At 43.6% G+C, this 21,003-nt stretch carries 21 protein-coding genes and 5 pseudogenes; 15 read left to right on the top strand and 11 right to left on the bottom strand.

Annotated elements, in window-relative coordinates; genetic code table 11:
* Nucleotides 1-117: 117 nt before the first annotated feature.
* From istB to U5R06_06690, 5 genes are all read right to left on the bottom strand, one after another.
* Complete coding sequence (istB, locus tag U5R06_06710; protein ID MDZ7722500.1) at nt 118-858, bottom strand: IS21-like element helper ATPase IstB; 741 nt, start codon at nt 856-858, stop codon at nt 118-120.
* Nucleotides 842-2,335: an IS21 family transposase gene (istA, locus tag U5R06_06705; protein MDZ7722499.1), complete on the bottom strand. Its 1,494-nt coding sequence runs from the start codon at nt 2,333-2,335 to the stop codon at nt 842-844. The genes istB and istA overlap by 17 nt, the downstream gene beginning before the upstream one ends.
* A complete protein-coding gene (locus U5R06_06700) occupies nt 2,325-2,756 on the bottom strand; it encodes a hypothetical protein (GenBank protein ID MDZ7722498.1) in 432 nt (143 codons plus the stop codon). Before U5R06_06700 ends, istA begins: the two co-directional genes overlap by 11 nt.
* Nucleotides 2,757-2,842: 86 nt before the next feature.
* Nucleotides 2,843-3,328, bottom strand: coding sequence for a hypothetical protein (locus tag U5R06_06695; GenBank protein MDZ7722497.1), 486 nt, complete (start codon nt 3,326-3,328; stop codon nt 2,843-2,845).
* 417 nt (nt 3,329-3,745) lie between these two features.
* Nucleotides 3,746-4,282, bottom strand: a complete 537-nt coding sequence (locus U5R06_06690) for a hypothetical protein (protein MDZ7722496.1) — start codon at nt 4,280-4,282, stop codon at nt 3,746-3,748.
* A 392-nt stretch (nt 4,283-4,674) separates the two neighbouring features.
* On the opposite strand from U5R06_06690, the gene U5R06_06685 reads away from it, so the two are divergent.
* From U5R06_06685 to U5R06_06670, 4 genes and pseudogenes are all read left to right on the top strand, one after another.
* Nucleotides 4,675-5,118 (top strand): hypothetical protein, encoded by a 444-nt coding sequence (locus U5R06_06685; protein MDZ7722495.1) that lies wholly within the window; start codon nt 4,675-4,677, stop codon nt 5,116-5,118.
* 82 nt (nt 5,119-5,200) lie between these two features.
* A pseudogene (locus tag U5R06_06680) lies at nt 5,201-6,433 on the top strand (S8 family serine peptidase).
* Between the two features lie 102 nt (nt 6,434-6,535).
* The gene (locus U5R06_06675) at nt 6,536-7,147 is read left to right on the top strand and encodes a T9SS type A sorting domain-containing protein (protein ID MDZ7722494.1); all 612 of its coding nucleotides are present in this window, start codon (nt 6,536-6,538) and stop codon (nt 7,145-7,147) included.
* A 178-nt stretch (nt 7,148-7,325) separates the two neighbouring features.
* The gene (locus U5R06_06670) at nt 7,326-8,390 is read left to right on the top strand and encodes a glucose-1-phosphate thymidylyltransferase (GenBank protein MDZ7722493.1); all 1,065 of its coding nucleotides are present in this window, start codon (nt 7,326-7,328) and stop codon (nt 8,388-8,390) included.
* Here the strand turns inward: U5R06_06670 and U5R06_06665 are convergent, their stop codons facing one another.
* The 4 genes and pseudogenes from U5R06_06665 to U5R06_06650 form a co-directional block, all read right to left on the bottom strand.
* Nucleotides 8,391-9,269 carry an FAD-binding domain-containing protein gene (locus U5R06_06665; protein MDZ7722492.1) on the bottom strand — a complete coding sequence of 293 codons (879 nt, stop codon included), beginning with the start codon at nt 9,267-9,269 and terminating at the stop codon, nt 8,391-8,393.
* Nucleotides 9,256-9,861, bottom strand: a complete 606-nt coding sequence (locus tag U5R06_06660; GenBank protein MDZ7722491.1) for a cryptochrome/photolyase family protein — start codon at nt 9,859-9,861, stop codon at nt 9,256-9,258. Before U5R06_06660 ends, U5R06_06665 begins: the two co-directional genes overlap by 14 nt.
* A gap of 37 nt (nt 9,862-9,898) precedes the next feature.
* Nucleotides 9,899-10,385: pseudogene (locus U5R06_06655) on the bottom strand (NUDIX domain-containing protein).
* 228 nt (nt 10,386-10,613) lie between these two features.
* Nucleotides 10,614-11,012 (bottom strand): annotated as a pseudogene (locus U5R06_06650) (septation protein IspZ).
* A 172-nt stretch (nt 11,013-11,184) separates the two neighbouring features.
* Here U5R06_06650 and U5R06_06645 point away from each other — a divergent pair.
* The 5 genes from U5R06_06645 to U5R06_06625 all read left to right on the top strand — a co-directional run bounded on the left by U5R06_06645 (nt 11,185) and on the right by U5R06_06625 (nt 13,471).
* Nucleotides 11,185-11,706, top strand: a complete 522-nt coding sequence (locus U5R06_06645; GenBank protein ID MDZ7722490.1) for a flavin reductase — start codon at nt 11,185-11,187, stop codon at nt 11,704-11,706.
* A gap of 3 nt (nt 11,707-11,709) precedes the next feature.
* Nucleotides 11,710-12,027, top strand: coding sequence for a DUF1343 domain-containing protein (locus tag U5R06_06640; protein MDZ7722489.1), 318 nt, complete (start codon nt 11,710-11,712; stop codon nt 12,025-12,027).
* Entirely contained in the window at nt 11,990-12,952 is a 963-nt protein-coding gene (locus tag U5R06_06635; GenBank protein MDZ7722488.1) for a DUF1343 domain-containing protein, read from the top strand. The genes U5R06_06640 and U5R06_06635 overlap by 38 nt, the downstream gene beginning before the upstream one ends.
* An 83-nt stretch (nt 12,953-13,035) precedes the next feature.
* Nucleotides 13,036-13,221, top strand: a complete 186-nt coding sequence (locus tag U5R06_06630; protein ID MDZ7722487.1) for a hypothetical protein — start codon at nt 13,036-13,038, stop codon at nt 13,219-13,221.
* Between the two features lie 70 nt (nt 13,222-13,291).
* Nucleotides 13,292-13,471, top strand: a complete 180-nt coding sequence (locus U5R06_06625; GenBank protein MDZ7722486.1) for a hypothetical protein — start codon at nt 13,292-13,294, stop codon at nt 13,469-13,471.
* A 505-nt stretch (nt 13,472-13,976) separates the two neighbouring features.
* Here the strand turns inward: U5R06_06625 and U5R06_06620 are convergent.
* Nucleotides 13,977-14,108 (bottom strand): hypothetical protein, encoded by a 132-nt coding sequence (locus U5R06_06620; GenBank protein MDZ7722485.1) that lies wholly within the window; start codon nt 14,106-14,108, stop codon nt 13,977-13,979.
* Nucleotides 14,109-14,116: 8 nt separating this feature from the next.
* Nucleotides 14,117-14,716 carry a family 10 glycosylhydrolase gene (locus U5R06_06615; protein MDZ7722484.1) on the bottom strand — a complete coding sequence of 200 codons (600 nt, stop codon included), beginning with the start codon at nt 14,714-14,716 and terminating at the stop codon, nt 14,117-14,119.
* A 434-nt stretch (nt 14,717-15,150) separates the two neighbouring features.
* On the opposite strand from U5R06_06615, the pseudogene uvrB reads away from it, so the two are divergent.
* From uvrB to U5R06_06585, 6 genes and pseudogenes are all read left to right on the top strand, one after another.
* Nucleotides 15,151-17,153 (top strand): annotated as a pseudogene (uvrB, locus tag U5R06_06610) (excinuclease ABC subunit UvrB).
* 54 nt (nt 17,154-17,207) lie between these two features.
* Nucleotides 17,208-18,475: pseudogene (gene purD, locus U5R06_06605) on the top strand (phosphoribosylamine--glycine ligase).
* A gap of 11 nt (nt 18,476-18,486) precedes the next feature.
* The gene (locus U5R06_06600) at nt 18,487-19,404 is read left to right on the top strand and encodes an NAD-dependent epimerase/dehydratase family protein (protein MDZ7722483.1); all 918 of its coding nucleotides are present in this window, start codon (nt 18,487-18,489) and stop codon (nt 19,402-19,404) included.
* A gap of 3 nt (nt 19,405-19,407) precedes the next feature.
* Nucleotides 19,408-19,701 (top strand): sigma 54-interacting transcriptional regulator, encoded by a 294-nt coding sequence (locus U5R06_06595; protein MDZ7722482.1) that lies wholly within the window; start codon nt 19,408-19,410, stop codon nt 19,699-19,701.
* Nucleotides 19,646-20,593, top strand: a complete 948-nt coding sequence (locus tag U5R06_06590) for a sigma-54 dependent transcriptional regulator (GenBank protein MDZ7722481.1) — start codon at nt 19,646-19,648, stop codon at nt 20,591-20,593. The genes U5R06_06595 and U5R06_06590 overlap by 56 nt, the downstream gene beginning before the upstream one ends.
* A complete protein-coding gene (locus tag U5R06_06585) occupies nt 20,580-20,996 on the top strand; it encodes an LptE family protein (protein ID MDZ7722480.1) in 417 nt (138 codons plus the stop codon). Before U5R06_06590 ends, U5R06_06585 begins: the two co-directional genes overlap by 14 nt.
* Nucleotides 20,997-21,003 lie beyond the last annotated feature (7 nt).

Here is a 21,003-nt window from a genome sequence, read left to right as displayed (position 1 = left end):
ATACTTTACCACCTAAAGTGGAGCACATAGATTCTCTTACAAGACTCTGTAAAAAAAACAGTTCTTTGGCATAAAATATCAATTATATTTTTATATTTTTAAAATGAAACCAGATTACTATTTATTTTTCTGTCGATAAGATGGTCCTTCCATCAGTATAATCTCCGAGTTTTTAACGAGCCGGTCTGCGATGGCTTGAGCGATTACAGCACTTTGAAAGATCTCTCCCCAGCGGCCAAAGGGCAGATTGGTGGTCACGATTGTACTCACACGTTCATGCCTGGCACTGAGCACCTGGAAAAAAAGATTTGATGACTGTTCGTCAAGCGAAAGAAAACCCAACTCGTCACAAACAAGCAGACTTGGAGTTTGATAAAATTTTAGTTTTTTTAACAACGACTGATCAGCTTGAGCGGCAATGAGGTGATTAATCATATCAATAGCTGTTGTGAAGAGTACACGTTCATTTTTCAAACAGGCTTGATAAGCTATGGTTTTTGCTAATCGGGTTTTTCCGGTTCCGGGGGCGCCAATAAAGATCACGTCTTGTTTTTTATGAATAAAATCACATTCGGACAAACGCAAAACAAGGGATCGGTTCTGTTGTCGGGAGACATGGAATTTAAAATCAAAGTCACTTGGCAAGCATTTATCAATCAAATGCGACGCTTTGATTCTGTTTTCAACAGAGCGTTTCCAGCGTGATTCGTTTTCCAGGTCAAGCAAATAATCGAGCAGCCACAGAAAGCCGTTGTTCTGCTCTTTTTCTTTTTCAAAGGCATCTTCGAGATATTCGGCCATGGTATTGAGTCGCAACTGCTGCAATTTGTGGATTGTATTTTCAATTTTTGTCATCATTGTTCCTGCTTTTTTTCAAAGTAATGGCATCATAGATTAACAGATCGGGTTCCTGTAATTGTAACTGATTGAGCGTTTCATCTTTGAGGGTAACTTTGGGGTAATATGTTTTAATATGCATTTTTTGATGCAGGATATTCTCAACATAATCGACGCCATAGGCTTTGTATTTGAGGGTTATTTCAACGGCCTCCACAACTGCTTTGGCTCCATATTGTTCTCTTAATTCCAGGAGATGACTGGATGCCCGGGAAAGGCTTTTCCCGGCCTTGGCCAAATTTTCGATGAATAGTTTGATGGGTTCACCCATTGAAAACAAGAGTTGTTCTTGTCTGGTTAACCTTGCCTTTTTACGTGTTTTCAAAAGTTCTGAAATATGGTTCGGATTTTCAATAACAGCCCGGCGTTTCCAGCTTCGCGTGTGTACAGCAACAATTTTGTTTTTATGGCCTGCCCAAATTGTATGGTTATCCGCTTTGACACTGACTGTTTTACCGGCCATCCACCAAGGCGCTGAATAATAATTTGCATCAAATTTAAACCGGCAATCGGAATGGACTTTAGCTTCTGAATGATCTCTGGTATCCGGCAATACATCCGGCAATGGACGCAGGGCTTTCGGCTGAAAACGTTCAACCGGTTTTTCATTCGTTGTTGCGTGAATACGTGTATTTGCAATGTGATCGCGCCATTTGCAGGCTTGCACATTTACATCATCCAGATCGGCAAAGGTGCGGCACGGCCAAAAGTTATAGCGAACGTAATGAACACCGCCTTTTTCTATCTTGCCTTTTGCGGATGCGTCCCTTATGCCGCACGCGTAAGGTCTGATATGAAAAGGGCGCAAGAAATGCAAATAATCTTCGTTGAACCGGATAATATCGCCGATTCGTTCAATGACCGCTGTTTTCAAATTATCGTGCACCAGTTCTTTGGGAGCGCCACCAAAGAATAAAAAAGAATTCAACAGGGTGCGCATCACAGCTTCTTTGTTTTGACTATGTGTGAACTCGATGTAGAGCATTCTGGAATGGCATTCTATCACCGTCATGCAGTACAGTTTTCTGGAGGTGTTGCCATAAATGAGACTGCCGAAATGCCCCCAATCAAACTGACATTGTTCACCAGGGCTGCTTTCAAACCGAATGTAGGCTTTGGATCGTTTCTTACCTCCTCGTTTAGCAAGGAGGTAATCGCGCAAAATCGTAATCCCTCCGGTATAGCCTTTTTCGTCGATACGTTGTTTAATAACAACAGCGCTGGCGTTCGGCCAACCTTCCAGCAGTTCATCAATATAATTATAGAACGGTTCCAATTTACCTGGCTTTGGACGTCTGGGAGGTGTGGCAATATCCGGGGAGTTGAGATATTTTTGCACAGTTGGTCTTGAAATACATAACTTTCTGGCAATTTGGCGTTGTTTCATGCCCATATCAGCCAATTTGTGAATTTCAAAGATGATTCGTTTATTCATCATGACTTTTGGCCCTTTCAAGAGATTCAGTTACAAGTTTACGGATCGTCATGGGGTCCCAGTTTTCAAAATCGGAGCGGGTAGTCAAGGGTTTTGAAGGCAGTGCAACCGGCTTTTTCGGCAAAGAAAGCACCTGAAACATAAACCCGTCAAAGGCAATCAGGGATTTTTTGATCAAAGCGTTTCTGGCAGTGATAAAATCATCAAGACTTATCCTCAGCATCGTGCAGAGCCGGTCCTGACTGTAATAAGACAGCCCGTGCCGATCTCCGACAAGCACGAGCAAAAAGTAAATCAAAAGCTCGTGTTGATTCAAACTGGTAAAAAAATGGTCTGTGATAAACCGGTGTGGAATAAAACTAAATCCCCCATCAATGTTACGCACCCGGTCGGGAATAAGGGGTTTTTTGGTGATTTTCATCATTCTGCCTCCCAATAATAGATCACGTACAAATTCAACTGAAATCTACTATACCACAAGGCAAATAGCAATAGCGTCCATTTTTACAATTAAATTCTTAAAGACAAAAAAAGGTCAATATTTTTATGTAAATCAGCCAGTTGCACGATTAACGCGTCCATTTTTACAATTTTCCCGGATGAATCAATTTTATAAGGATTCATTACACAAGTGTATAATTTTTCTGACTGCTTTTTTAACGCGTCCATTTTTACAATTTTAATCAGCTCCGCTTTTTTTGACTGGTTCGCATTGCGTTTTTTCTGAAGGTCTCGGTTTCTTTTCACATAGTCTGGATGCTTTTTACGATACTCTTTTTGATATTTATCTAATGGATAGGTCTTGCGCCATTTCTTTAAACATGCGACTTGCTGTTCGTGATACTGAGAATCCTGAATCATTTTTTGTTTTTGCCAGGCACGTTTGCGGGCTCTTTGGCAGTTGGGGGCACTGCAGTATAACTGATTGCCTTTGAGCCGGGGATTAGCAGGTTTTTGCTTACAGCAATTCTTGCAAATAATGGTTTTCTTCATCACAAGACACTCGTATTGGTGGAAGGATAGTTAGGGCTGAGAACCAACATACAGCCAAAAACAAGCCCAATAATCTAAAGTGCCATAAAAATTAATTTGTGAAAAGGGGGGAAAAAGAGAATAAAACGAATGATATGAAAATAAGAGAAAATTAGATGGAATTTTTATGAATATTTATGAAAATGAATTAAATGAAAGAAAATGTATGGTAAAGTTTTAGACCGGTGAAAATGGTAAAGAATTAAAGTGGTGGTAATAAGATAAGGGAGAATGATATCAAACACAGTACCTTTTGCTCCGGTTGAATGGAGTGCAAAATGTCCTCCATGCGCTTCAACAGTCTCTTTGCAGATCATAATTCCAAACCCATGCCCGTCGGACTTTGACGAGTAATGATCCTGAATAAAAGGATTTAGAGTATCAAAGCCCAGGCCGGGACCATTGTCTGTAATCCGTATTAATGAACATTCCGTCAGCCTTTTCCATTTCCAATTCTCTTCGCTTTCTGCGTTCCTGAATGAGGCAAAGATGTGCAACCAATGAATTTTTCAGGATATCTATGGTGTTTTGAACATCAAAAGCGCGTAAATCTTTCTCCGGATTCTGTAAACAGATCACCCCCATTATACCATAATTTGGTTTACCCAAAGTGATTAATGCCCAACCCGGTGATTGGGTGATTTTTGAAATTTCATGCCCTCTCAGATCAAACCCATCGGATTTTAATGATTTATTCAGATCAGAAATATGCTGACGGGTCAGCGAGGTAGTGTCATGTTCAAGACCCGCTGTGCACGTAAAATGAGATTGCTCTCGAACAAGAAACAGAGCGCGTTTGGATTGGGATATATCAAGAAAAAAATGCAGAGCTGTACGATAAAGTATAGATGGAGTTTTAGCGAGATCAGACTGGTTCCATTTTGACAATATTTGATTGACGTTTTCCATATAACTCATTCGCAGTTGCCTTGTTAATTGTATTCTTTACCAGCAAAAAGACACAGTTGCGTAAAAAATGGTGAGCGCTATAAGATATGAATAATCTGCTTAATGTAAAACGTAAACTTTTGAAGTGTTGTAAATTGAACACTACAATTAAATAGTGTAAAACCAATAATATCATTTATTAAAGTAATATATCCTGATAATAGGAAAATATCGCAATAATGTGTCAATAAATTGAACATAATGGGGATTTTTGTTAAAAAGCATGTTAAACAATAGGCTTTCATAAATAGTTGTTAAATATATATTAATAAGAACACAACCTTGTTTGGGAATACTTTGGCACGTTTTTGGCATGTAAAGGAATAGTATTAAAGAAAGTAGTGTGAGTGTGGAGTATTACAATGCAATCAAATAAAATTACATTATTCATCATTTTTCACATTGTCCTCATATTCCTCTCTCCTTCCATTAAGGCGGCCGGTACAAATTTAGGAGACTTGCCTGACAGTCTGGTCTCTAAATTGGGCAGCGGGCATATCTACGAACTCGTCGATCAAAAACTGAACGAATCGCGATATGTACAAAATTCCTCTCTGGCAAAATCGAACGATACCAGAATTCCGGTTGCTATCTACTTTGAACATGAGCCTGATGCAAGCCAGATTTATCAATTAAAAGCCGATGGACTTAAAGTCCTAAAAGACTCCTGGACAGGTCCCGTAGGAGCCCATCCCCTGGGATTTGTTCTGGCTCTGATGCCTCTGGATCAATTGGTACCGACTCTGAAAACACACGTTTGTACAACGTCTCGATGCGGCAGATTTAAAGCTCACATCTCAAAATAACAGTGCGGCAGTCTGGGTCGAGGCCGGCACTTATTGGCAGAACGACTATGATGGTTCCGGAAGTGCTGATGGCAGCAGCGTCCGCGTCGCAGTATTGGATGCAAGTCTTGATTTATCTCATTCCGATCTCCCGACTCCTGTTGTTGCAAAAGACTATTCCAATGCTCCGAGTTATGATGATGATATTTTGACGACCGTAAGCGGGCATGGTACCCATGTTACAGGGACCATACTGGGACGCGGGACGCAGTCTTTGTACAACACGGCCAATGGCGGGGGACCGTACCGGGGCATGGCTCCTGGCGCTGAACTGATCTTTTTGAAAATCGGTAATGATGTAAACGCCAGTGCATCAACCCTTGCCATGTATTATGCTCTTAATGATGCTGTTAAAACCTACAATGCAGACGTCATCAACCTGAGCTACGGAGGATGGGACGCTTATCATGACGGCAGCCATATTCTGAGCCAAAAAATCGATGAACTGGTGGCAAACTATGATGTACCTATTATTGTCGCTGCCGGTAATTATGGGAATGACAACCGCCATTATTCAACAACCGTTCCTGCCAATGGCGAGTCGGAGTATATTCAGGTGAATGCGTCCGTCGCTTATGACAATTATCTGAAACTTAAATTCAACACAATCTGGTATGACGGATCAAGTGAAAATCGAATTCTTTCATTACTCTATTATGACAGCAACAAAAATCCGATAGATAGTATAGCTTATAATACACAGACAGAAAGCACCAAAGGTACCGAACACCAAATTTCGTATTGGAATGAATATTTACCCACGGGAAACCAAACATATTATATCAAGGTCGTGAATCATTCCGCTTTCGATCAAGAGGTGCATATTTATGAAGATTATAATAAAGGCGGAATCACATTTGCAAATGCTGATCCACAGTATACAATCTCGAATCCGGGATGCGCTGATAATGCATTTACGGTCGGCGCAATGAAACCACGGGATGAAGTGATCAATTATTTGGGAAACACCTATTCGACAAGTAGTTCGGGTGATCTTTGCGCTTTTTCAGGACGCGGTCCGCGAGTTGACGAGTATCCCAAACCTGATATCACCGCACCGGGATACTGGGTGGTTTCGGTCCGAGATCACATCGCAAACTCAAGTCCGTCCAACAGCTGGGTGGATAATGACGGTGAAAATTTCGGAGATACGGGTGATGCGGATTACATCATCATGTCAGGAACCAGTATGGCCGCCCCCGTTGTAACCGGAGGCGCCGCACTCATTCTGGATAAAAATCCGTCTTTTTCAGCACAGCAGGTTTATGATGAATTAACTGTCTATGCGGATACAGATCCTGATATAACAACTACGCCGGATGCCTCCTGGGGGTATGGTATTCTTGATCTGGATGAAGATGATTCGTCCTATGAGGCTATGGCAGTCAATTTGACCTCTTTTACAGCAGAGTGGAAAAATCAAAGTGTTTCCCTGCAATGGGACGTTGAAAATCTGATCAATCACGCCGGTTTTAACGTGTACCGAAGCGATAACAGTGATTCCGGATATGAAAAGATAAATTCAAATTTGATTGTCGCAGGCGCCGGGCAAACCGGCACGGCAACACAATACATATTTACCGACCGCAATGCATCATCAGAAAGTATGTACAAGCTGCAGGAAGTCAGTATCAACGGAGAACACACATTTTACGGACCTGTTGCCTGCAATATGTTGGCATCCAATGTTAGAGATGACAAAAGTCACGTTTTTCAGTATCGTCTGCATGAGAATTTTCCCAATCCCTTTAATTTATCAACCACTGTCCAGTTTGAATGTGCACAAGCCGGACCTGTAAGTCTAAAGATATTTAACATGCGAGGGCAGTTGGTGAAAACACTGTTGAATCAAACCATGGGGGCAGGTGAACATTCAATCAACTGGAACGGAATGAACGAGTTTGGATTGGACCAAAGTTCAGGTGTCTACTTTGTGACCATCACCGCCGGAGAATATACAGACCGATTAAAAGTCTCTCTTGTGCGCTAAGAATGTTGCATCCCCCATACTCCCACGACGCCGGGGCAGATTTATCTGTCTCGGCGTTTTTTTTTATCCTTTAACGATCTTGTTTAAAACTTACTGTTGTATGTTTGCCTTGTTTTTTTAAATTATAGTCTGGAAACCAAAGTCTGTTCATTGACTGATTTATCTCGAGAGGATATCCATGAAAGCATTGATTACGGCAGGAGGAAAAGGAACGCGTCTGAGACCATTGACTCATACCAGTAATAAGCATCTGCTGCCCATCGCAAACAAACCCATTTTGCACTATTCACTGGAAAAAATTGCCAAAACAGGGATTAAACAAGTGGGGATCATTACCAATCAGGAAGATACAGTACTCAAGGAAGCGATTGGCAATGGTGATATCTGGGGACTGGAAATTACCTATATTCCTCAGGATGCTCCTTTGGGGCTTGCGCATGTGGTGAAAATCGCCGAGCCGTTTATCGGAGATGATTCTTTTATTTTTTACCTTGGTGATAACATGGTGGTCGGCGATCTGGATCGATTTATAAACGAGTTTGAACGCTCAGGGTCTAATTGTCATCTCACCCTGGCGCGGGTCAAAGACCCGGAGCGTTTTGGCGTCCCCTTGATTGAAAATGACCGAATAATTGCCATTGAAGAGAAACCAAAAAATCCCCGGAGCGAGTTTGCGGTCGCCGGCATCTATATTTACGACCCGAATATTTTCAAAGCGGTAAATAATATTGCGCCCAGCTGGAGAAAAGAACTGGAAATATCAGATGCGCATCAATATCTTTTGGACCATGGCTACACAATAAGCTTTTCTGAAATCACCGGATGGTGGAAAGATACAGGAAAGCCGGCTGATATTTTGGAAGCCAATCGATTGATCCTTGAACATACAATTGGCGATTTACAGGGGATGATTGACAAGGACTCGCTGGTCACGGGGAATGTCGTCCTGGAAGAAGGCGTTGAAATTATCAATAGTACAGTCCGCGGGCCTGCAGTTATCGGAGCCAATACTCGTGTCGAGAACAGCTTTATCGGTCCGTTTACGTCAATCGGTAAAGCCTGTCAAATGCGAAACAGTGAAATCGAGTTCAGTATTGTCATGGATGAATGTGAAATATGTGATGTCGATATCCGCATTGAAGGAAGTTTGCTGGGTTCAGCCGCCCGGATTAAACAGGCTGGAGGACGACCGAGATCCAACCGATTTATGGTCGGAGATCAGAGCCTGATTGAGATCCCGTGATCATAGAGTTGTCGTGCGATCAATAAATGACTCGGCTGCGGTGAAAATGGTTTGCTTATGGTTCTTGTCCAGGTTCATCAAAGCGCGGGTCATGATCCGCATACGGGGATTCGTATCGAAAAAGTCTTTATGCATTTCGATAAATCTCCAGTACAGACCGTCTGCGATATCGCACCATGTGCCTTTTTTATAGTTACTCATTTTGAGTATATAGTTTGACCCAGCGATGTAGGGTTTGGTGGCAATTTGGCCGCCGTCTGCAAACTGACTCATCCCGTATACATTGGGTGTCATCACCCAATCCGCCGAGTCCACAAACAGTTCCATAAACCAGGTGAAAACTTCTTTGGGGTGAATACCGCTCAGCAGCATCAAATTTCCGACAATCATTAAACGTTCGATGTGGTGCAGATACCCATACCGCAAAGCTTTTTGGATGCAATGATCAAGAGGAGGGATGCCGGTTGTCCCTTCATACCAGGCTTGTGTGAGTCTGCGTTTCTGCTGAAAAAAATTACCTTTCAGATTCAAAATCCGATACATTCCGTACATATATTCACGCCATCCGACAATTTGTCTGATCAGTCCTTCCAGACTGGGCAGATGAACATCGCCTGCATACATAATTGGTTCGAGTTTATCAAGAATATCCTGTGGCGTCACTAAACCAATATTCAACGCAGGAGAAATGATAGAGTGAAACAAAAAGGGATGCTCTGAATTGATTGCATCTTCATACGGGCCAAACTGTTCGAAACGGTTCTGCAGAAAATCATCGAAAAAGCTCAGCGCTTGGGTCCGGGTGGTAGGCAGGCTGAATTCTGCGATGGAACCGGGATGATCCGGAAAGGTCTTTTCTACAAAGCTACAGAATCTCACGGGTATGGTCGGTTTGAGCTGGAAAACTTGGTTTCGGTACATGAATGTTTTTCGGCAGAGCTTTGCGGTTTTCTTTGTCAAAGGACCATTTGCCGCCCACTGGTTTACCGTCTTTGATAAGCAGATTGAGCCGTTTTCTCTGTCTGATATAAAAAGACTGCATTCGTTCGGATTTAAATTCACTGTCCGGTGTGAGAAAGCCGGGTGAGTCATAAAAAGACAGTTGAACATTTAGAGACCGGCAGCAGTCTTTAAGCATCTCGCGGGGAGCCTGGTCAGGAATTTCGAAACATTTTACCTGCCGGATGTGATGGCTCTTTACCGTTGAGGATAATTTGTCTATATAGCTCATATCCCGTCCATCTTTGTCGAGACGCCAGTATTCTATATCATAACGCGTTTTCAACTTGTCACGGTATGAACGCATAGCTGATAAAATGAGTACAAGTTTTTTTTTATGATATTGGTAGCGACGACATAGATTTATATCTTCCGCCATAAAAATTAATGAATTGCCCGGTTCAAGGCCCTCAAGTGATGGATAAAGCTGGTTACCCATAATCACGACAAGACTGTCATAATTGCCGGCCATATTATGTCCTTATTGAAGTGTTTTAAATTTCCATTCATTAAATGACATGTCTGGTTTTGCGCAATAATTCAAATTCCTGTTCGAAATTCGGTGTAAGTATATTTTTCCCCAAATTTTCTTTTATTTCCTGGATCGTCCAGAAACGTCCTTGCTCAATTTCATCGTTTGGATAGCTAAAGGGACCGTTGTGAATACCACGAAAAGTATGGATCAGTTCACTCTCGATATTATTGCGCATCACATATCGAAAAAGAGGTTCATGAGCAAGCCGGTCTATACCCAGTTCTTCCTGAACCTCGCGCTGCAGTGCCTGTTTAATCGTCTCTTGATGCATGACATGTCCGCCGACAGAGGTGTCCCATTTTACCCGGCTGTATGGTTTTATCCATCGAACGTTTCTGCAGCCAGAGCTCTCCATCGCTGTTAAAGACGTGTACATGCACGACTGGATGCAGCAAATTCGGATTACCATGACAAAGTGAACGGGGTGCTTTACCGATCGTTTTGCCTTCAGGGGTGACAATATCGAACCATTCATCGTCTTTGTACTGGCGGTAGAGCTTGGATTGCCGCAGCTTTCCTTTGATGAATTGATATCCAAAGGAGATACCGAGCAAAATATACAACAATCCTCCGCTGATAAAGGCCCAGATTTCTTTGCGCTCCAAATAGCCGCTTGACTCCGGATCCCCGACATAAATAGCTGAAGCTATGATAAACCCGACGTGTAGCAGCAGCAGCCAGAACAATCCGGTCAGCATTCGCCGCATCATGCGAACCTGGTTGTCTTTTAGCTTCATGCCTGCCATGTATCGTTTGGACATGTTAATTAAAATCGGGTGTTCTGTATAAACCGTAACCGCAATCAGGATGACAAATATGGATTCGATAATGGCTGGTTTCAACAGAATAAATAGAGGGCTGTTCAGTGCATAGGAAACAGCGCCCAGCCCCAGAATCAGGGCTGAATCCATCATAACAAATTTATCCAGGCGCTTTTCCCGAACATAGATGAACAAAAACTGCAGCAGACTAACGGCAAGCGCAATCAGCAAACTGATTAAAAGTTCAAACAGTTCATCGGCAATGATAAAAACGAGTAAAGGAAAAAATCCGGCAAGCAGATTTCGAATGATCTGACGTCGATCCACGTTCGCATTCCGGTTGCTTTCTGTCTGGTGCAAATTGGCATCCTTTCATTGGTTATTCAATAAATTACAAAAAATTTGCAGGGATACAAAGTTTTTCATCAATATCATTTGATTTTAAATTGTAAAATCAATAGTTTGTCATACAAACACGAAATGAATATAAGGAGAATGCATGGATTTCAAAAATATTTCAACACATGATGTGACTGTTAATCCGTTTGATCTTTGGGATAAACAGTGGCTGCTTTTAACCTGCGGTAATTTCGAGGATGATCGGTTCAACAGCATGACGGTGGCTTGGGGAAGTTTCGGCACCATGTGGAAACGGCCGTTTGCGCAAATTGTGGTACGTCCGAACCGTTATACTTACGAATTCACAACACAGTATGATGATTTTACCTTGTGCACGTTTCCGGAATCGCATCGGGCTGCGCTAAAGTACATGGGATCACATTCCGGTCGCGACGGCGACAAGGTCGGTCCGGCCGGTATAACGCCGATTGCATCACAAAATGTCAAATCCCCTGCTTATGCGGAAGCTGAATTGATTTTTGAATGCAGAAAAATGTACTGGGATGATATGAGATCTGATAATTTTCTTTATCCGGAAATCGATAAACTGTATCCCCAAAAAGCCTACCATCGGGTTTATTTCGGTGAGGTTGTCAATGTCCTGAAAAAATCAGAGGCTTAGAATATGAAATACCTGCTGTTTGGTTTTACATGTCTGCTGCTCCTGTCCGGCTGTAATTCAGGGCCACAAATTACTGTCCAGGATAAACAGGTCCAGTCTGTTGTTCCCGGGATTGATGTGCTATTGAGAGAGGAAATGCACCGGGTTAGCGGTAAGCGGATCGGATTGATCACCAATCCGACCGGAGTGACCATGAATCTGATCTCTACCATCGATACCCTGCATCATCACCCCGAGGCTGAGCTGAAAGCCTTATTCGGGCCGGAACACGGGGTACGCGGCAATGCGCGCTGCCGGACATTTTGTCCGGGACAGGATTGATGAAAAGACCGGATGTCCGGTGTACAGTCTCTATGGAAGTTTCAGACATCCCACAGCAAAAATGCTGGAGAACCTGGATATCCTTATCTTTGATATGCAGGATATTGGATCGCGGGCATATACTTATATTACCACAATGGCCTATTGCATGCAGGCTGCAGCTGAACATGATATTCCATTTTTGCTGCTGGACCGCCCCAATCCCTTGGGAGGCACTCTAATAGAAGGTCCCATGCTTGAAAAAAGGTTTGAATCATTTATCGGGGTTTATCCTATTCCGTATATTTACGGCATGACCATCGGCGAGCTTGCGCTTTATTTTAATTCTGAATTTAACATCAACTGTGACTGTCATGTTGTGCCAATGCAGAACTGGCAGCGCTCTATGATTTTTAAAGAAACGGGGCTGCCGTGGGTGCCCACATCTCCGCATGTACCGAATCCTGAAACCGCGTTTTACCTGGCGGCTCTGGGATGTCTGGGTGAACTCCAGGTTGTAAATGAGGGCGTAGGGTACACAATGCCGTTTGAACTCATCGGCGCCTCTTTTATTAATGCCGAGTCATTTGCGGCTGATTTGAACAATATCGATTTAGCGGGTGTGCGTTTTCGCCCCGTTCATTACAGTCCTTATTATACCGACTGGAAATCAAAGTCGCTGCAGGGGGTTCAGATGCATATTTTAAATTTCAAAGAATTCCGGCCCATGCGCACTCAAATCGCGATTATGCTTTTGCTCCGGAAACAATACCCGGATTCCTTTCAGTTCAAGCCGGAACGTATCGGAATGTTCGAAAAGGCGATAGGAACCGACAGGGTACAACCCATGATAGAGGAGGGACGAAATCTGGATTTCATTTATCAGGACCTCCAGGCCTTTATGAGTTCGTTTCTTGAAACACGTGATCAGTATCTGTTGTACTAGTGTCATTTGAATGATGCCGGTAAGAGCTATGAAAATGTATTTTGATCCCGAGTATGTCTTGAATGAATGATCGAGGTGGATTAATGACAGATAAAAAACATGATTTTTATCAAAAATTAAGGCAAAAGGTCGTAAAATGGGCGGAGAGTCGTGAAGCTGAAGAACATCCCTGGAGTAAATATATCCTGTGGGCGCCTGATTTGTTTTATACTGGTGTGGAAACTTGCGTCCAGACCGCAAGTTCCGCAAGTCCGAACGTATCAAATTAATGGCTGTTATCGCCTATTTTATTTCGCCTTTGGATTTAATCCCGGAGGGCTTGTTGGGGCCGGTGGAATATTGGATGATATTGTACTGGTCGCTTTGGTGTTGAATAGCCTGATCAATAAATCAGACCCGGAACTGGTTCGTTCTTATTGGCCCGGAGATGATGATGTGCTGGATGTTGTTAAAAATATTATATCTTCAGCAGATAGAATGGTGGGACAAAAGATTCTAAACAAGTTGAAACGAAAATAAGTCATTCACACTTGGTTCTGACAGGGACTGGACGTTTATTTCAGATCAGATTGTGCATCAGCCTTGCGGGCTGCGTTAGATCAGGTGCGGAAAATTTGACATTCTGGGCTTTAATAGACCATATTTTGCTGGTATTGCGGGCACTCCAGGAGCCGGTTTCATCAAAAATAACAATACACAGTTTGATCTGCCGGGATTCAGGGAGAATGATCTGTTGGTCTGTGATAAACCATTCCGTTGAATGGGGTACGGGGCTCATATTTGCATGACGGGGAGCAGGATTCGGCAATTCATTTGCGTAGATTAAAACGAGGTTTTGGTTTTTACCTGTTGAAAGGTTCGGGAGCGCAGGGTTTGATTTGACTTTTACTGCGATGCGAAACGGTTCTCCATCGGTGAATTTTTTCCGGAATGGTTTTTATTATTGCAATGTCTGGTGTGACTTTATCTGATTTACGGTTTTTCAGATATGATGCATATACCGGGTGAACGGCGTGATGTGAACTTAAACGGCTGTACGAAAGACGGCAAAGTCCTGGCACCCGGATTTTTCGGCATAATCGACACTGTTTTCAAGAACAGCCGGCTGATACACATAAAGACCCGCGTGAACACTGCAGTTATTTCGCTTTTTCATGTAATCATTCACCAAATGTTAAAGGAACGCATATCCTGAGTGTACAGCATGGGATAAACGGCATCGAGGATCCCGCGTTTCATCCAGACCTCTGTTTCCTGCAAGAATAACGTTTTTCTGCGCTGCGGATCACCAATGACCGCAGCGCTCAGACAAATGTCGGGTTTCTGTGCATGCAGCATCGAGTGAATGGAGGCAATCAGATCGGTGATTGCATTTTGTCGCCAGTTCCGCCAGGAAAATGAAATGTTCTGAGGCAATTCTTTATAAATGGATTTGAACAAATCCACGGATTTGTCATCGTAGGAATAATTCGGCCCCGGGTAGCGACAGTAATCCAGATGAATACCATCAATATCGTAGCCACTCACCAGTTCTTTGCAGATATTGAGAATGTGTTGTTGAACCCCCGGATGGGTGGGGGAGAGCCACATATAACTGTTATTCAGTATTTGCGGGTCGCCGAATTGATCGACCACAAACCAGCTGGGATGTTTGTGATATAGCTGTTCAGGATGTTCCGGAGGTTTGCTGCCGCGCCAGCCGGGATAAACATTGAGCCAGGCATGCAGTTCAATATGATGATGATGTGCCGCGAAGGATTGCAGTCTGCAATGGATCCCACCCCGGGATCTATCTCTCCAAAACGCGAACTCCAGGGTTCATAGCGGGACGGATAACAAACAGGCGCTGTTGCCTCCAAACCTGGAATAATACCCTGTCAAATCCTAGCTCTGCTGAATTTTCAATTATTTTTTCTATATCGGAAGCTGATGCATAGTCCCAGCGGGTCACCCATATCGATCGCGTTGAGGCTAAAAGGCCGAGAGGGAGAAGAAGCAATACCATTACAGACGTTTTCATAACACCATTTCTGATTCGATGAATTTTGCGGATTAGAAAGATACATGTTTTTCTCGGGAACTCCAAGTTTTTTGTTGAGTTGCAAAAGGTGTGCCTCTATTTGACTATTGACAATTTGACAGATTGGTAGTATATTATTGTCATACATAATACGAAATCAGGGATCTCTTTCATATATATGAAAAAAACATTTTCACTGAAATCAGATTATCAACTGGAGGGGGATCAACCTCAAGCTGTCTCAGAGCTGACACGAAAGCTTGGTCAGAGGTGACCGTTTCCAACACTTAGGTGTAACCAGCAGCGGCAAGACCTTTACCATGGCCAATGTGATCGCCAATCTGAACAAGCCGACTCTGATCATGTCCCATAATAAAACCCTGGCTGCCCAGCTTTATGGAGAGATGAAGTCCTTTTTTCCTGACAATGCGGTTGAATATTTTATCAGTTATTATGACTATTATCAACCCGAAGCCTATATCGCCACAACGGATACCTATATCGAAAAAGACACCTCTATCAATGATGAAATAGACAGGCTGCGTTTAAAGGCTGCCGCTTCTCTGTTGACTCGTAACGATGTGATTATTGTCGCTTCAGTTTCCTGTATTTAGGGTTGGGGTCGCCGGAAGATTGGATGAAGATGAATCTGTTCCTGGACAAGGGACAGACCATCAATCGAGATACTATTCTTCGAAAATTGATTGATATATTGTATGTACGCAATGACATTGCGTTTGAGCGTGGTACCTTTCGGGTGCGCGGAGATATCATTGAAGTGATCCCGGCTTCTGAAACCGAAAGCCATTCGGATAGAAATGTGGGGCGATGTCATTGAACGCTTGTGCACGGTGAATGCGTTGACCGGTGACGTGATTGAAGATATGGAGCGAGTGATGATTTATCCGGCCAAGCATTTCGTCACGCCCTATGAACGGCTGGAAAGTGCGATTGTCAGCATCGAACAGGAATTGGAGGAACGGCTTGCAGAACTCCGCGAACAAAACAAACTTGTCGAAGCACAGCGACTGGAGCAGCGTACCCATTATGATCTCGAAATGATTCGGGAAATCGGGTATTGCTCGGGCGTTGAGAATTATTCGCGTCACATGTCCGGCCGCAAACCCGGTGAGCGTCCGTCTACGTTAATTGATTACTTTCCGGATGATTTTTTACTGATCATCGACGAATCGCATGTGACCGTACCGCAAATTCGCGGCATGTATTTTGGCGATCGGTCCCGAAAAGAGAATCTGGTTGAATATGGATTTCGGCTGCCCTCAGCTCTGGACAATCGGCCGCTTAATTTTAAGGAATTCGAAACGATAATTAATCTGGCTGTGTTCGTCTCGGCAACTCCGGGAGATTACGAAATCGAAAAATCAGAGGGAGTTGTGGTTGAACAGATTATCCCGTCCAACGGGATTGATGGATCCGGAGATTGTGGTGAAACCTGTAGAAGGTCAGATTGATGATCTTGTCCAGGAGATTAACCTGCGGGTTGATAAAAAAGAGCGCACGCTGGTCACCACTCTGACCAAAGCCATGTCGGAAGACCTGACCGATTATCTTGCTTCTGCTGGGATCAAGGTTCGGTATCTGCATTCGGAAATAACTTCACTTGATCGTGTAGGTATTCTCCGCGATCTGCGGTTGGCAAAATTTGATGTCCTGGTCGGCATTAATCTGCTTCGAGAAGGTCTGGATTTGCCGGAAGTATCACTGGTAGCCATTCTTGATGCGGACAAAGAGGGCTACCTGCGTTCTGAACGTTCTCTTATCCAGACTGCAGGACGCGCTGCGCGCAATGTGGGGGGGACGGTTATATTCTATGCAGACAAAGTTACAAAGTCCATGCAATATGCCATTGACGAAACCGAGCGTCGACGTAAAATACAGATGCGATACAATGAGGAACATGGCATCACACCGAAAACCATTTATAAATCCACGGATCAGGTGCTGGGGTCTACATCGGTTGCTGATGCCAAAGCAGAATACGGCAAAAAACAGTCATCTGTTGAAAAAGATATGGATATTGAAGCCTGGAAACAAATGTCTCTTGAAGAAAAGAACAAGGTACTTTCTGAACTTGAAAAGAAAATGATGGATGCTGCTTCACGCCTGGAATTTGAACAGGCGGCCAAATTGCGGGATCAGATCGATGTGCTTGCGGATTGAAAATAATGAAATTTATGCTTTTAATCATTTAATGACTTGTATGAGGGAAACATCATGAAGGTATTGGTCATTGGCAGCGGCGGACGTGAACACGCCCTGGTATGGAAACTCAATCAAAGTTCTTATGTGGAAAAGATTTATTGCACTCCCGGCAATGCCGGAATCGCAAAAGTGGCAGAATGTGAGAGTATTTCTGTCATGAATACGAAACGGCTCATTCAATATGCCTCGAAAAACAAAATTGACTTGACAATTGTTGGGCCGGAGATGCCTCTGGTCGCGGGAATTGTTGATGAATTTGAGAAAAACGGACTGAAAATATTCGGGCCTCGAAGACGTGCCGCGGAACTGGAAGGAAGCAAGGTTTTCTGCAAAGATTTTATGAAAAAATACGAGATCCCCAGCGCCCAGTATCGAACGTTTACTGATTATGACAAGGCCAGTGAATTCTTAAATTATAACAAAGGACCGATTGTTGTCAAAGCTGACGGACTGGCGGCAGGCAAGGGCGCCATCGTATGTCAGAATCTGGAGCAATCTTCAAAAGCTCTGGATTTGATCATGAAAGACCGTGCATTCGGTTCTGCTGGTGAAAAAGTGGTTATCGAAGAAATGCTGCAAGGCAGTGAAGTTTCAATCATGGCTTTGTGTGATGGTGAAAATCTGGTGTATATGCTGCCTTCACAAGATCATAAACGAATTTTTGACAATGACCAGGGACCGAATACCGGCGGTATGGGGGCATATGCCCCGACCCCGTGTATGACCGAAGAGATGCTAAAAACTATAAAAACCACCGTCATGGAACCAACGTTGAAAGGTATGCAGGCCGAGGGACGTCCTTATAAAGGTGTTTTGTATGCAGGATTGATGCTGACCGATGACGGGCCCAAAGTTCTCGAATACAACTGCCGGTTCGGTGATCCGGAAACTCAGGTTGTTCTGCCTATGGCGGAAAGTGATCTGGTAAAAGTTCTCATGGCGTCAATTGATGGGAATCTAAATGATATCGATTGGAAAAATCGCAAACGGGGCCGCAGTTTGTGTGGTTCTTGCTTCAGGCGGCTATCCCGGGCAGTATGAAAAAGGTAAGAAAATTCACGGTCTGGATCGACCGTCGGGAAGACGATGTGATGGTCTTTCATGCCGGTACTTGTAAGAGCGGCAATGATATTGTCACCAATGGTGGGCGTGTTCTGGGTGTTACTGCCGTTGACAGCACAATTTCACGTGCCATGCAAAAAGTCTATCGCAATGTAAACCTGATTGCCTTTGACGGGGCCTATTACAGAAAAGATATTGCAGCCAAAGCCTTAATATAGAGGAGAAACGTTTGAATATATTAGTGACAGGAGGAGCCGGATTTATAGGGTCTCATATAGCAGATGCTTATATTCAGGCCGGACATCAGGTAACGATTATCGACAATCTTTCGACAGGACGGCGTGAAAATATCAACCCGGATGCGGATTTTATTGAACTGGATATACAAAATTCAGAGCTGGAAAAGATATTTTCAGAAAAAAAGTTTGATATTGTCAATCATCAGGCGGCCCAGATGAATGTACGCTTGTCTGTTAAAAATCCCGTGTATGATGCAAAGGTAAATATTATCGGATTTTTGAATCTATTGGAAAATTGTGTAAACAATAATGTCCGAAAAGTAATTTTTGCTTCTTCCGGCGGTGTTATCTATGGGGAGCAAGAGTATTTTCCCGCGGATGAAGAGCACAGGCTGCAGCCTTGTTCACCCTATGGTGTGGCCAAACTTGCTGGTGAAAAATATTTGTATTATTATCATTTGACGCATGACTTGAATTATACCGCACTCCGTTACGCCAACGTGTATGGTCCCCGTCAGAATCCGCACGGAGAAGCAGGCGTGGTTGCTATTTTTCTCGAACGGATGCTGGACGGCCGGGAAGCTGTGATCAATGGTGACGGAAAACAGACAAGGGACTTTGTCTTTATCCGCGATATCGTGGATGCCAATATAAAAGCACTCGACAAGGGAGACAATGAGGCGTACAATATAGGCACAGGTCAAGAAACAGATATAAATACCATTTTTCACACTTTGAATAAACTTGCCGAGGCAGATTTAACTGAAAAACACGCAGATCCTATGCCGGGAGAACAGCGAAAAAGTGTGCTTGCCGTTATAAAGGCAGAAAATGAACTGGGCTGGAAAGCCCGATATGACCTTGAAGCCGGTCTGTCCGAAACCATTCAAGCATATAAACGGAGTTGATCATTGACTGACCAACATTATGAGTATAACCCTATGGATTCTGACGAGTGGCGCGACATTCAGAAAGATGTCGGAATATTGGGTGATTCCGAGGCAATTCGACAGCTTTTGGAAACCATTGACCAGGTAGCGCCGACTGACATTTCGGTATTGATCACCGGTGAAAGCGGCACCGGCAAGGAACTGGCTGCAAAAGCCATGCATCTGCGCAGCGAAAGAGCGCAATCACCCCCTGATCACCGTGAATTGCGGCGCGATCCCGGAAGGAATATTAGAGTCAGAGTTATTTGGACATGAAAAGGGCTCTTTTACCGGTGCGGCCAGCCAGAGAAAAGGATATTTTGAACTTGCCGACCAGGGAAGCATTTTCCTGGACGAAATCGGCGAATTGCCCACGTCTATCCAGGTTAAATTGCTCCGTGTGCTGGAAGAACGCGAATTCATGCGCGTGGGCGGGAGCAGTATGCACAAAGTGAATGTACGAGTCATTACTGCAACAAACAAAAACCTGGCTGATCTGGTCAAAGCCGGGCATTTTCGCCAGGATCTGTATTACCGGTTGAATGCTGTGCATATCCGGGTTCCCAGTCTGCGTGAACGTCAGAGCGATGTGGCGCCGCTGGCAAAAAAGTTTGCCGATGATTTTTGCAAAGAGAATCATATCGATTTTGAAGGATTTACAAAAAACGCACTTGAGACTATGCAGCATTATTCATGGCCGGGTAACATAAGAGAACTCAAAAATCTGGTTGAAAAAATTATCGTTCTGGAACGCGGCCGAAAAATTGATGACTATACGCTCAACAAATACCTGACTACGATGGAAGAGACAGGACGCAATATGCCGGTGCTGATGAACAAATCCAGAGAAGATTTGGACCAGGAATTGCTGCTGCGTGCTTTGTTGGAGATTAAAAGTGAGATTGCTCAGTTAAGAGAATTACTGCTCTCAGGACACCCGCAGCAGCCGAGTCTGGGCGCCTGGAGAGAGGAATTGCCGAATGAATATCAGAACCACTACAACGGATCAAGTGCAGAGTCTGTAACCGATATGGAAAAAGAATTGATCAATTCAGCGCTGAATAAAACCAACGGCAATAAAAGACAGGCTGCCAAAATATTAGGCATGAGCGAACGTACTCTGTACCGAAAAATTAATAAATATGGATTAAGAAATGATCAGGGCTAACTATTTATTCGTTCTCCTTCTGTCCGCTGTTCTCTGTGTCAGCTGTTCCTATTATTCCGTGAAAGGTTCACTGCCCGCTCATTTAAAAACAGTTGCTATCCCTTTGTTGGAGAACAATACTGCAGAATTTGGTGTGGTTGAGGAATTGACCGATGCTTTGATTACAGAATTTACACGTGACGGTTCTCTGCGCATTACCAACCCAGAGGCCGCTGATGTACTGATCCGTGGAACAATTACCAATATTAATGAGCGTGCAGGCGCTTTTGATCAGAACGAGACCGTAGAAGATATAAAAATCTATTTTACAGTGAATGTGACTTGTACAGATCAGGTTAAACATCAGGAAATGTGGAGCTGCGAATTACCCAGTATGGTACGTATGATCCATCGGCCGGCATGAATGCCCG

This window comes from candidate division KSB1 bacterium, from assembly GCA_034521575.1.
Taxonomy (GTDB): Bacteria; Zhuqueibacterota; Zhuqueibacteria; order Residuimicrobiales; family Krinioviventaceae; genus JAXHMJ01.
This window is presented reverse-complemented; position numbering and strand designations above follow the sequence as displayed.

Coding starts and splice junctions, on each gene's coding strand:
- U5R06_06585 (MDZ7722480.1), top strand. CDS start 20,580: ATGATCAGGGCTAACTATTTATTCGTTCTCCTTCTGTCCGCTGTTCTC.
- U5R06_06675 (MDZ7722494.1), top strand. CDS start 6,536: ATGGCAGTCAATTTGACCTCTTTTACAGCAGAGTGGAAAAATCAAAGT.
- U5R06_06670 (MDZ7722493.1), top strand. CDS start 7,326: ATGAAAGCATTGATTACGGCAGGAGGAAAAGGAACGCGTCTGAGACCA.
- istB (MDZ7722500.1), bottom strand. CDS start 858: ATGATGACAAAAATTGAAAATACAATCCACAAATTGCAGCAGTTGCGA.
- U5R06_06630 (MDZ7722487.1), top strand. CDS start 13,036: ATGACAGATAAAAAACATGATTTTTATCAAAAATTAAGGCAAAAGGTC.
- U5R06_06685 (MDZ7722495.1), top strand. CDS start 4,675: ATGCAATCAAATAAAATTACATTATTCATCATTTTTCACATTGTCCTC.
- U5R06_06640 (MDZ7722489.1), top strand. CDS start 11,710: ATGAAATACCTGCTGTTTGGTTTTACATGTCTGCTGCTCCTGTCCGGC.
- U5R06_06660 (MDZ7722491.1), bottom strand. CDS start 9,861: ATGGCCGGCAATTATGACAGTCTTGTCGTGATTATGGGTAACCAGCTT.
- istA (MDZ7722499.1), bottom strand. CDS start 2,335: ATGATGAATAAACGAATCATCTTTGAAATTCACAAATTGGCTGATATG.
- U5R06_06635 (MDZ7722488.1), top strand. CDS start 11,990: ATGCGCGCTGCCGGACATTTTGTCCGGGACAGGATTGATGAAAAGACC.
- U5R06_06620 (MDZ7722485.1), bottom strand. CDS start 14,108: ATGAAAAAGCGAAATAACTGCAGTGTTCACGCGGGTCTTTATGTGTAT.
- U5R06_06645 (MDZ7722490.1), top strand. CDS start 11,185: ATGGATTTCAAAAATATTTCAACACATGATGTGACTGTTAATCCGTTT.
- U5R06_06700 (MDZ7722498.1), bottom strand. CDS start 2,756: ATGATGAAAATCACCAAAAAACCCCTTATTCCCGACCGGGTGCGTAAC.
- U5R06_06690 (MDZ7722496.1), bottom strand. CDS start 4,282: ATGAGTTATATGGAAAACGTCAATCAAATATTGTCAAAATGGAACCAG.